8 protein-coding genes are annotated in these 10,650 nt (G+C 70.2%); 4 read left to right on the top strand and 4 right to left on the bottom strand.

The window, feature by feature from the left end; genetic code table 11:
• The coding region (locus LCD33_RS11805; RefSeq protein WP_224977842.1) for a nucleotide exchange factor GrpE at positions 1-520 on the top strand (520 nt) is incomplete at its 5' end.
• A gap of 198 nt (positions 521-718) precedes the next feature.
• On the opposite strand, the gene LCD33_RS11800 is transcribed toward LCD33_RS11805, so the two are convergent.
• Positions 719-1,024, bottom strand: coding sequence for a hypothetical protein (locus LCD33_RS11800; RefSeq protein ID WP_224977841.1), 306 nt, complete (start codon positions 1,022-1,024; stop codon positions 719-721).
• A 195-nt stretch (positions 1,025-1,219) separates the two neighbouring features.
• Here LCD33_RS11800 and LCD33_RS11795 point away from each other — a divergent pair, with 195 nt between their 5' ends.
• Positions 1,220-2,059: a helix-turn-helix transcriptional regulator gene (locus LCD33_RS11795; RefSeq protein ID WP_224977840.1), complete on the top strand. Its 840-nt coding sequence runs from the start codon at positions 1,220-1,222 to the stop codon at positions 2,057-2,059.
• Positions 2,049-2,243 carry a DUF397 domain-containing protein gene (locus LCD33_RS11790; protein ID WP_224958891.1) on the top strand — a complete coding sequence of 65 codons (195 nt, stop codon included), beginning with the start codon at positions 2,049-2,051 and terminating at the stop codon, positions 2,241-2,243. The genes LCD33_RS11795 and LCD33_RS11790 overlap by 11 nt, the downstream gene beginning before the upstream one ends.
• 66 nt (positions 2,244-2,309) lie before the next feature.
• Here LCD33_RS11790 and LCD33_RS11785 read toward each other — a convergent pair whose 3' ends face one another.
• A complete protein-coding gene (locus LCD33_RS11785) occupies positions 2,310-3,506 on the bottom strand; it encodes a macrolide family glycosyltransferase (protein WP_224977839.1) in 1,197 nt (398 codons plus the stop codon).
• 274 nt (positions 3,507-3,780) lie between these two features.
• Between LCD33_RS11785 and LCD33_RS11780 the strand changes: the two genes are divergently transcribed.
• On the top strand, positions 3,781-4,338 hold the full coding sequence (locus LCD33_RS11780; protein WP_224977838.1) for a TIGR03086 family metal-binding protein: 558 nt from the start codon (positions 3,781-3,783) through the stop codon (positions 4,336-4,338).
• A 260-nt stretch (positions 4,339-4,598) separates the two neighbouring features.
• Here the strand turns inward: LCD33_RS11780 and LCD33_RS11775 are convergent, their stop codons facing one another.
• Both LCD33_RS11775 and gltB read right to left on the bottom strand, forming a co-directional pair.
• Positions 4,599-6,050, bottom strand: a complete 1,452-nt coding sequence (locus LCD33_RS11775; protein WP_224958884.1) for a glutamate synthase subunit beta — start codon at positions 6,048-6,050, stop codon at positions 4,599-4,601.
• Positions 6,043-10,608: a glutamate synthase large subunit gene (gltB, locus tag LCD33_RS11770; RefSeq protein ID WP_224977837.1), complete on the bottom strand. Its 4,566-nt coding sequence runs from the start codon at positions 10,606-10,608 to the stop codon at positions 6,043-6,045. Before gltB ends, LCD33_RS11775 begins: the two co-directional genes overlap by 8 nt.
• Positions 10,609-10,650: the final 42 nt, after the last annotated feature.

Below are 10,650 nucleotides of genomic sequence, written 5' to 3'. Positions count from 1 at the left end.
CGTCGCGCCCTCCCCCGCCGCAGACGAGCGCGAACAACCCCCGCCCGAACCGGACCCGGCGGAGCAGATCACCCGGCTGCGCGGTGAGCGGGACGCGCACCTGGAGATGCTGCGCCGGGTGACGGCCGAGTTCGACAACTACCGCAAGCGGATGCTGCGGGAGCAGACCACGCACCTGGACCGGGCCGCCGAGGGCGTGCTCACCCAGCTGCTGCCGGTGGTGGACGCGGTGGAGATCGGCGCCCGGCACCACCCGGAGGCGTTGGGGCCGGTGCACGAGCAGCTGCAGCACACCCTCGCCGCCGAGGGCCTGCACCGGTTCGACCCGCTGGGCGAACCGTTCGACCCGGCCGTGCACGAGGCGGTGGCGCCGGAGGAACCGCCCACCGTCGTCCCGATGCGCCGCGCTCCCGAGGCGGAGGCGGTGGTCGCCGAGGTGCTGCGGCCCGGCTACCGGGTGCACGGACACCTGCTGCGCCCGGCGCTGGTCCGCCTCGCCCCTTCCCCGGCAGCGGAGTGAACGGACCGTTCGTCCAGCTCTATCGGACAAGCGGTCCGTTCACCCACCCGAACACCGAGACGATCTCACCTGCTGCTGGAGTGAACGGACCGTTCGTCCCATCTAGTTGGTCGAACGGTCCGTTCACCCGCGCTCGGAGGTCATGTTCGTTTCGGGTGAACGGACCGTTCGTCCCGTTCCATTGGCCGAACGGTCCGTTCACTTCGCCGAACCGGCCGGGGCGGGCGGTTCGTCCGCCCAGATCAGGTGCACCTGGTCGTGCCGGGCCAGGTGGGCGACGGCGGCGTCGACGGACCGGAACCGCGCGCGCCCGCGCCCGTCCTCGGCCGCGAACACCTCTGCCGCGTCGCCGAAGTCGAGGCCCCAGCACCGCACGAACCCGTCCTCCCGGACCCCGATCTCCTCGCACACCGCGAACAACCGCGGCCGGTGTACGGCCACCAACTCCCCCAGCTCCGCCCGGAACTCCTCGACGGTCGGGGTGGTCGTGCTCGTCGATTCCACGTTTCTCCTCTGCCGGACGCGCGCATCCGCTCCACTGTGGACATACCGCCCGATCGGGAGGGACGCGTCGCGGATACGATCACCGCTCCTCGGACGCCGGGAACGTAGCAACGCCGGAACCGGCCGGGAAATCGCAGATCACCACGACACGTTCAGGGGTTGCACGCGCGACCGGGTCGCCGAGGGAGGTCAGCAGTGCCGAAGTTCGCCGGTTCCCAGGCAAGGGCGATCGGAGCTGAGATGCGCCGAGCCCGAGATTCACTCGAATGGACCTTGGAGACGTTGGCGGCGGCGACGGACATATCCCGATCCACCCTGTCCCGCATCGAGACGGGCGCACGCCGCGCCGACGTCGGCGAAGTCGCCTCGATCCTCACCGCTCTCGCCGTCACCGGCCCTGCCAAACAACGCCTGCTGCGGCTGGCGGGTGAAGGTGCCGGAACATGGGTTGAGATCGGTTCGGCAATGGAACAACAGCTCAGCGCGATAGCGGCGTACGAGAGCGAGGCCCGTTCGAGCTCCGATTTCCAGATCTCGGTGGTTCCCGGGCTGCTCCAGACTTCCGACTACGCTCGCGACCTGATCGGGACGTCGCCGCTGGGAACGGCATCACGAGATCGAGCGGTCCGCACCAGGATTGCGCGCCGATCCGCGCTGAACCGCCCGGCGTTGTCGGACTACCGCGCGTTCATCGACGAAGCGGCGCTGCGCCGCCGAGTGGGTGCCGATCCTCGAACAATGGCCGATCAGCTGCGAAAGTTGATGGAGACGGTCCAGAAGCCGGGGTTGGAGGTACGGGTGCTCCCGTTCTCGTCGGGAGCATATTGGGGCTGCGAAGGCCCGTTCACGTTGTTCGACCTCGGGAGCCACCACGTCGTCTACCAGGAGAACGCCGGGAGCGGGGTGTTCATCGAAGACCAGGCCATCGAGCTGTACCAACGGGTTCTCGTGAACCTCGACCGCTTGGCTCTCGACGCCTCGGAATCGAACGACCTCCTCACCCGCTACGCAAAGAGGTACGAACATGATCTTTGAGTTCCGCAAGAGCAGCTACAGCGGCGGCGGGAGCGGCACCTGCGTCGAGGTCGCCCTCAACGTCCCCGGCACCCGCGCCATCCGCGACAGCAAGAACCCGGCCGAGAGCCCGCTGTTCTTCGACCGGCGGACGTTCACGGCGTTCCTGACCGCGATCAAATCCGACCGCTACCCCGCTGCCTGATCCGCACGTGCGAACGGCCCATCCGCCCGAGCAGCGCGGGCGGATGGGCCGTTCAGCCAGGTGGTGTCAGGAGAGGAAGCGCTCCAGGGCGTCGGCGCCCGCGGGGGCTCCGCCGCTGGTGAGGACGGCTTCGCGCATCTCGGCGAGGTTGGCGCGGATCTGCTCGTCCGCGGCGACCTCGTCCACGGTGGCGCGCAGCAGCTCCGGCGTGACGTCGTCGGCCTGCAGCCGCTTGCCGAGCCCGAGCTCCTGGGCGCGGTCGGCGTTGGCCTCCTGCTCCGGCATCTGCGGGAACGCGATCGGCGGCACGCCGTAATACAGCGTCTCCATCGTCGAGTTCATGCCGGTGTGGGTGAGGAACGCGGTGGCGTGCTGGAGCACCGCGGGCTGCGGGAAGCTCGTGCGCACCTCGAAGTTCTCCGGGATCTCGCCCAGGTTGGCTTCCTGCACGACCTTGCCGATGGACATGGCGACCTGCCAGCCGGAGTCGCGGAACGCCTCGATGCACAGCCGGAAGAACTCGGGGCGCTGGTTGAACACGGTGCCCAGCGAGATGAACAGCAGCGGCTTGTCGCCGTGCTTCGGCTTCCAGTCGACGATGCCGCGCTGCCCGACGGACGGGCCGATGAACTCGAAGCGGTCGTCGAAGGTCTCGGAGCGCAGCTGGAACTTCTTCGGCAGGAACACCAGGTTCAGCGGCGACGGCTTCGCCTGCCCGAACGAGGACGGGTCGAAGGTGACGCCGAACTCGGTGGTGAGCTCCTTCATCCGCTTCGCGAAGTCCTGCACGATCGGGTGGTTCGGGTCGAAGGGGTTCTCGTCGTCCTTCTTCACCATCACGTCGCGCATCAAGAAGTGCTCGTTGCCCGCGAAGTGCGGGATGAGCGACACCTCGGGCACGCCCAGCTTCTCGGCGAGCATCGGACCGGTGGCCTCGGCCTGGTCGAAGCACACCGCGTCCGGCAGGTCCTGGCGGAAGTGCTCGACGAGCTTCGGGAACGACCGCTGGATGTCCTCGATGCGGAACTCCAGCATCGGGGCCATGGCCTCGGGCGTGAACTTGGCGAAGTTGGTGGGCATCTCGGGCATCACGGTGCCGGTGTCGAACAGCGTGGCACCGGCGGCCTGGACGGCGTCGTGGAATTCGGGACCGATGGCGTAGGTGACGCGGTGGCCGCGGCGGACGAGCTCCTCCACCAGCGGCAGCGTCGGGTTGACGTGTCCGTGCGCGGTCATGCTGACGAACGCGAAGTGCTTGCTCATGTTCCCCTCGGATGAGACTTGCCCGGACCGGCCCATACCCGCCGCGCCCGATCGACCTAGCCCATGGTCCTCCGAACGCGGCGCCGAAAAAAGGTGTTTTCCGCAACCAATTACCTTCACAGCGAGCGAAATGCCGCCAAATCAAGGCTCTGAACTGCGACGTTCCCGATATGCGGCGTTCGGGTGTGATCCACACCGCTGCCGCCGGCACGCCGCGCCGAAGCCGGGCACCGAGCGCGCGGTGGCGGCCTCGACCGTGGCGTAGCGTGCCGCCATGCCGACTCCAGCGCAGCAGCTCATCCCCGCCGGCCTCGACCGCTTCGGTGCCCTGGTGCACGCCGTCGAGCGGTGGGACGACCCGACGCCGTGCAGCGCGTGGACCGTCCGCGACCTCGTCGGCCACCTCGTCGCCGAACACCGCTGGGCACCGCACCTGCTCGCCGGGGAGACCCTGGAGCAGGTCGGCGACCGCTACGACGGCGACCTGCTCGGCGACGACCCGGTGCGCGCGTGGGACGACGCCGCCCGCGGATCCCGCGCGGCGTGGGCGTCCGCCGACCTGACCGGGACCGCCCGGTTCTCCTTCGGCGAAGCGCCGATGACCACCTACGCCGAGCAGATGCTCATCGACCTCACCGTGCACGGCTGGGACCTGGCGCGCGCCACCGGGCAACCCGAAGACCTCGACCCGGCCGCCGTCGACCTCGGCCTCGCCTACGCACGCCCCAACGCCGACCGGATGGCGGCCCTCGGCATCATCGACCCGCCGATCCCCACCGACAGCGCAGATCCCGCCGTGCAACTCCTCGCCCTCCTGGGCCGCCGCGCCTGACCACCTCGCCGAACCCGCCCAGCGGGCCATGGCTCTCTCCTGTCAGCGGCGAAGCCGCTGAGCAGCGACCACGCACGCAGCTCGACCACCCGCGGGTTCTCAGCGGTTCCCTCGCGAGGACAGCTTTTTCCCTCGTGGCGGAGCCACTCGGGAAAAAGATCCCGCAGCGAGGGAACCGCTGAGGTTCCGCTACCCCCGTGCTACGCAAAGAGCGAAGCGCCCCGAGGAATTCACCCCAGGGCGCTTCGCGACGTGCTCGGTCAGACCAGCGGGCGGTCCGTCGGGGCGATCGGGGCGGGTAGCACGTCCCGGCCCGTCAGGTAGCGGTCCACCCCGGCGGCCGCGGACCGGCCCTCGGAGATCGCCCACACGATCAGCGACTGGCCGCGGCCCATGTCGCCCGCCGTGAACACACCGTCCACAGTGGTCATGAAGTCCGAGTCGCGGGCGACGTTGCCGCGCTCGTCGAGCTCCACGCCTAGATCGGTGAGCAGGCCCTCCTTCTCCGGGCCGACGAAGCCCATCGCCAGGAAGGCCAGCTGGCACGGCAGCTCCCGCTCGGTGCCCTCGACCGGCACGAAGCGGCCGTCCTCGCGGCGCACCTCCGCGAGCCGCAGCGCGCGCAGGTTCCCGTTCTCGTCGGCGAGGAACTCCTGGGTGTTGACGGAGAACAACCGCTCCCCGCCCTCCTCGTGCGCCGAGGTCACCTTGAACGTCATCGGGTACGTCGGCCACGGCTGGTTGTCCGGCCGCGTCGACGGCGGCGTCGGCATGATCTCCAGCTGGGTGACCGACTTCGCGCCCTGCCGGTGCGCGGTGCCGACGCAGTCCGCACCGGTGTCACCGCCGCCGATCACCACGACGTCCTTGCCCGCGGCGTCGATCGGCGAGGACGGCAGGTCGCCCTCCTGCACCTTGTTGGCCAGCGGCAGGTACTCCATCGCCTGGTGCACCCCGACCGCCTCGCGGCCGGTGATCGGCAGGTCCCGGGCCGCGGTGGCGCCGCCGGCGAGGACCACCGCGTCGTAGTCGGCCTTCAGCTGCTCCACCGACACGTCCACGCCGACGTGCACGCCGGTGCGGAACTCGGTGCCCTCGGCCCGCATCTGGCCGAGCCTGCGGTCCAGGCGCCGCTTCTCCATCTTGAACTCGGGGATCCCGTAGCGCAGCAGCCCGCCGATGCGGTCCGCCCGCTCGTAGACCACCACGTCGTGGCCCGCGCGGGTCAGCTGCTGGGCGGCGGCCAAGCCCGACGGACCCGACCCGATCACCGCGACCCGCTTGCCGGTCTTCGACGCGGGCGGCTGCGGCGGCACCCGGCCCTCCGCCCAGGCCCGGTCGATGATCTCGATCTCGACCTGCTTGATCGTCACCGGATCGGAGTTGATGCCGACCACGCACGCCGCCTCGCACGGGGCGGGGCACAACGTCCCGGTGAACTCCGGGAAGTTGTTCGTGGCGTGCAGCCGCTCGATCGCCTCGCTCCAGTCGTCGCGCCAGGTGAGGTCGTTCCACTCCGGGATCAGGTTGCCCAGCGGACAACCGTTGTGGCAGAACGGGATCCCGCAGTCCATGCAGCGGCCCGCCTGCTCCTTGACCCGGCCCGGCTCGAAGTCCAGGTAGACCTCGCGCCAGTCCTTGATCCGGATGTCCACGGGGCGGCGCTCGGGCGTCTGGCGCGCCGTGGTGATGAAGCCCTTCGGGTCAGCCATGAGCCGCCTCCATGATCGCCTGGTCAACGTCGCGGCCGTCGCGCTCGGCGGCGGTCTGCGCGGCCAGCACGCGCTTGAAGTCGCGCGGCATGACCTTCGCGAAGCGCGCCACCGCGCGGTCCCAGTCCGCCAGCAGTTCCGCGGCCACCTGCGAGGCCGTCTGCTCGTGGTGCCTGCGGACCCGGTCGTGCAGGAACTCCCGGTCGGCCTCGTCCAGCTCGTCGAGGTCCACCATCTCCGGGTTGATCCGCTCCTCCCGCAGGTCCAGCACGTAGGCGATGCCACCGGACATGCCGGCCGCGAAGTTGCGGCCGGTGCCGCCGAGGATCACCGCGCGGCCACCGGTCATGTACTCGCAGCCGTGGTCGCCGATGCCCTCGACGACGGCGACCGCGCCCGAGTTCCGCACGCAGAACCGCTCGCCCACCACGCCGCGCACGAACAGCTCACCGGACGTCGCGCCGTACAGCAGCACGTTGCCCGCGATGACGTTGTCCTCGGCGGTGTAAGCGGCGCCCTCCGGCGGCCGCACCACGATCCGCCCGCCCGACAGGCCCTTGCCGACGTAGTCGTTGCCGTCGCCGAGCAGCCGCAGCGTGATGCCCCGCGGCACGAACGCCCCGAAGCTCTGCCCGGCCGAACCGGTGAACGTCACGTCGATCGTGTCGTCCGGCAACCCCTCGCCGCCCCACCGGCGGGTCAGCTCGTGGCCGAGCATGGTGCCCACCGTGCGGTTGACGTTGCGCACCGGCAGCTCCAGCCGCACCGGCGTCGCGTCCTTCAACGCGCCCTCGCTGAGCTGGATCAGCGTGTGGTCCAGGGCCTTGTCCAGGCCGTGGTCCTGGGTGGTGGTGTTGTGCAGCGCCGCGCCCGGCGCCAGCTCCGGGACGTGGGTGATCGCCGAGAGGTCCAGCTCCTCGGTCTTCCAGTGCCGCACCGCGTCGTCGGTGTCGATCAGCTCGGCGTGCCCGACGGCCTCCTCGATGGACCGGAAGCCGAGTTCCGCCAGGTACTCCCGCACTTCCTGGGCGATGAACTCGAAGAAGTTCACCACGTACTCGGCCTTGCCGTCGAACTTCGCCCGCAGCTGCGGGTTCTGCGTGGCCACGCCCACCGGGCAGGTGTCCAGGTGGCACACCCGCATCATGATGCAGCCGGACACGACCAGCGGGGCGGTGGCGAAGCCGAACTCCTCCGCGCCCAGCAGCGCCGCGATCACCACGTCGCGACCGGTCTTGAGCTGCCCGTCGGTCTGCACCACGATCCGGTCGCGCAGGTCGTTGGCCAGCAGCGTCTGCTGCGTCTCGGCCAGGCCCAGCTCCCACGGGCCGCCCGCGTGCTTGATCGAGGACAGCGGGGAGGCGCCGGTGCCGCCGTCGTGCCCGGAGATCAGCACCACGTCGGCGTGCGCCTTGCTCACGCCCGCCGCGACCGTGCCGACGCCGACCTCGCTGACCAGCTTGACGTGGATCCGCGCCTTCGGGTTGGCGTTCTTCAGGTCGTGGATCAGCTGTGCGAGGTCCTCGATGGAGTAGATGTCGTGGTGCGGCGGCGGGGAGATCAGCCCCACGCCCGGCGTGGAGTGCCGGGTCTTGCCCACCCACGGGTACACCTTGTGGCCGGGCAGCTGCCCGCCCTCGCCGGGCTTCGCGCCCTGCGCCATCTTGATCTGGATGTCGTCGGCGTTGACCAGGTACTCGCTGGTGACGCCGAACCGGCCGGAGGCGACCTGCTTGATCGCCGAGCGGCGCGAATCGCCGTTGGCGTCCGGGGTGAACCGGTCGGCGTCCTCACCGCCCTCGCCGGTGTTCGACTTGCCGCCGAGGCGGTTCATCGCGATCGCGAGGGTCTCGTGCATCTCCTGCGAGATCGAGCCGTAGGAGATGGCGCCGGTGGCGAACCTCTTCACGATCGACTCGATCGGCTCGACCTCCTCGATCGGCACCGGCCGCCGGGCACCTTCGCGGAACTTGAACAGGCCGCGCAGGGTCATCAGGTCGCGCGACTGGTCGTCGACGGCCTTCGTGTACTCCTTGAAGACCTCGTAGCGGCCGGACCGCGTGGAGTGCTGCAGCTTGAACACGGTGCGCGGGTTGAACAGGTGCGGGTCGCCCTCGCGCCGCCACTGGTACTCGCCGCCCACCTGCAAGGTGCGGTGCGGGGCCTGCACGCCGTCGTCCGGGTAGGCGCGGCGGTGCCGCTCGGCGACCTCCTTGGCCAGCAGGTCGAAACCGACCCCGCCGAGCCGCGAGGTGGTGCCGGCGAAACATCGGTCGATGACCTCGGCGCCCAGCCCGATCGCCTCGAAGATCTGCGCACCGGTGTACGAGGCCACCGTGGACACGCCCATCTTCGACATCGTCTTGCGCACGCCCTTGCCGAGCGCCTTGATCAGGTTGCCGGTGGCCTTCGCCGGGTCGAGTCCCTGGAGCACGCCGTTGTGCACCAGGTCCTCGACGCTGGCCATCGCCAGGTACGGGTTGACGGCCGCGGCGCCGTAGCCGATGAGCAGCGCGACGTGGTGCACCTCGCGCACGTCACCGGCCTCGATCACCAGGCCGACGTGGGTGCGGGTCTTCTCCCGCACCAGGTGGTGGTGCACCGCGCCGGTCACCAGCAGCGACGGGATCGGCGCGTGCTCGGCGTCGGCGGCCCGGTCGGAGAGCACCAGCACGTGCGCGCCCTCGGCGACCGCGGCGGACACCTCGGCGCAGATCTCGTCGAGCCGCTCCCGCAGCGCCTCGCCACCGCCGCGCACCCGGTAGGTGCTGGAGATGATCGCGGGCTTGAGGCCGGGGCGGTCGCCGTCGTCGTCGATGTGCACGATCTTGGCGAGCTGGTCGTTGTCCAGCACCGGGAACGGCAGCACCAGCTGCTTGCAGGCGTCCGGATCGTGGTCGAGCAGGTTGTGCTCGGGGCCGATGTGGGTGGCCAGCGAGGTCACCAGCTCCTCGCGGATGGCGTCCAGCGGCGGGTTGGTGACCTGCGCGAACAGCTGCGTGAAGTAGTCGAACAGCTGCCGCGGGCGCTTCGAGAACGCCGCGAACGGCACGTCGTTGCCCATCGAGCCGATCGGCTCCGCCCCACCGGCGGCCATCGGCTTGAGCAGCACGTTCAGCTCTTCCTGCGTGTAGCCGAACACCTGCTGGCCGTGCACCAGCGACGCGTGCGAGGGCACCTCGCGGTCGCGGTCGGGCAGATCGCCCAGGTGCACCACGCCCTCGTCCAGCCACTGCTGGTACGGGTGCGCGGCGGCCAGCTCGCCCTTGATCTCCTCGTCGTCGACGATGCGCCCGGCACCGGTGTCGACCAGGAACATGCGGCCCGGCTGCAACCGGCCCTTGCGCACCACGCGCGCCGGGTCCAGTTCGAGCACGCCGACCTCGCTGGCCAGCACGACGAGGCCGTCGTCGGTCACCCAGTAGCGGCCGGGGCGCAGCCCGTTGCGGTCCAGGACCGCGCCGATCTGGGTGCCGTCGGTGAACGCCACCAGCGCGGGGCCGTCCCAGGGTTCCATCAGGTAGTTGTGGAACTCGTAGAACGCGCGGCGCTGCGGGTCCATCTCGGCGTGGTTCTCCCACGCCTCCGGGATCATCATCAGCACCGAGTGCGGCAGCGAGCGCCCGCCCAGGTGCAGCAGCTCCAGCACCTCGTCGAAGGTCGCCGAGTCGCTGCCGTCCGGCGTCGCGATCGGGTACAGCCGCTGCAGGTCACCGGGGATGAGGTCGGTCGCGAGCATGCTCTCGCGGGTCCGCATCCAGTTCCGGTTCCCCTTCATCGTGTTGATCTCGCCGTTGTGCGCGATGAAGCGGTACGGGTGCGCCAGCGGCCACGACGGGAACGTGTTCGTGGAGAACCGCGAGTGCACCAGGCCGATGGCGCTGGTGAACCGCTCGTCGGCCAGGTCCGGGTAGAACGAGCCCAGCTGGGTCTCGCTGAGCATTCCCTTGTAGACGAAGGTCCGCGCCGACAGGCTCGGGAAGTACACCGCGGCCTCGTGCTCGGCGCGCTTGCGCACGCAGAAGGCGCGGCGTTCGAACTGGAGGGCCGATTCGGACTCGGCTCCGTCGCTGCCGTGCCCGATGAACAGCTGGCGGAAGCTCGGCATCACCTCGCGGGCGGCCCGCCCGGCGTTGTCCGGCTCGATCGGCACCTCGCGCCAGCCGAGCAGGGTGAGGCCCTCCTCGGCGACGATCCGCTCGACGATCTCGGCCGCCTCCCGCGCCTCGTCGGCGTCGGCGGGCAGGAAGGCGGTCCCGGCCGCGTACCCGCCCGCTTCGGGCAGGTCGAACGGGACCACGGCGCGGAAGAACTCGTCGGGGACCTGCGTCAGCACGCCGACGCCGTCCCCCGTCTCCGGGTCGGCGCCCTTGGCACCCCGGTGCTCCAGGTTGCGCAATGCCGTGAGGGCGTTCTGCACCAGTGCATGGCTGCGCCGCCCGTGCATGTCGGCCACGAACGCCACTCCGCAGGCGTCGTGGTCGTGAGCCGGGTCGTACAGACCCCGCTCGGCGGCGCGACGTTGCGCCTCATTTCTCAAATACTGGGAATCCGGCATCGATCCTCCCGTCGCCAGGCCCGGATCGCGGCGAGGGAATTG

The sequence above is a fragment of the Saccharopolyspora sp. 7B genome, from assembly GCF_020177435.1.
Taxonomy (GTDB): domain Bacteria; phylum Actinomycetota; class Actinomycetes; order Mycobacteriales; family Pseudonocardiaceae; genus Saccharopolyspora_C; species Saccharopolyspora_C gregorii.
This window is presented reverse-complemented; position numbering and strand designations above follow the sequence as displayed.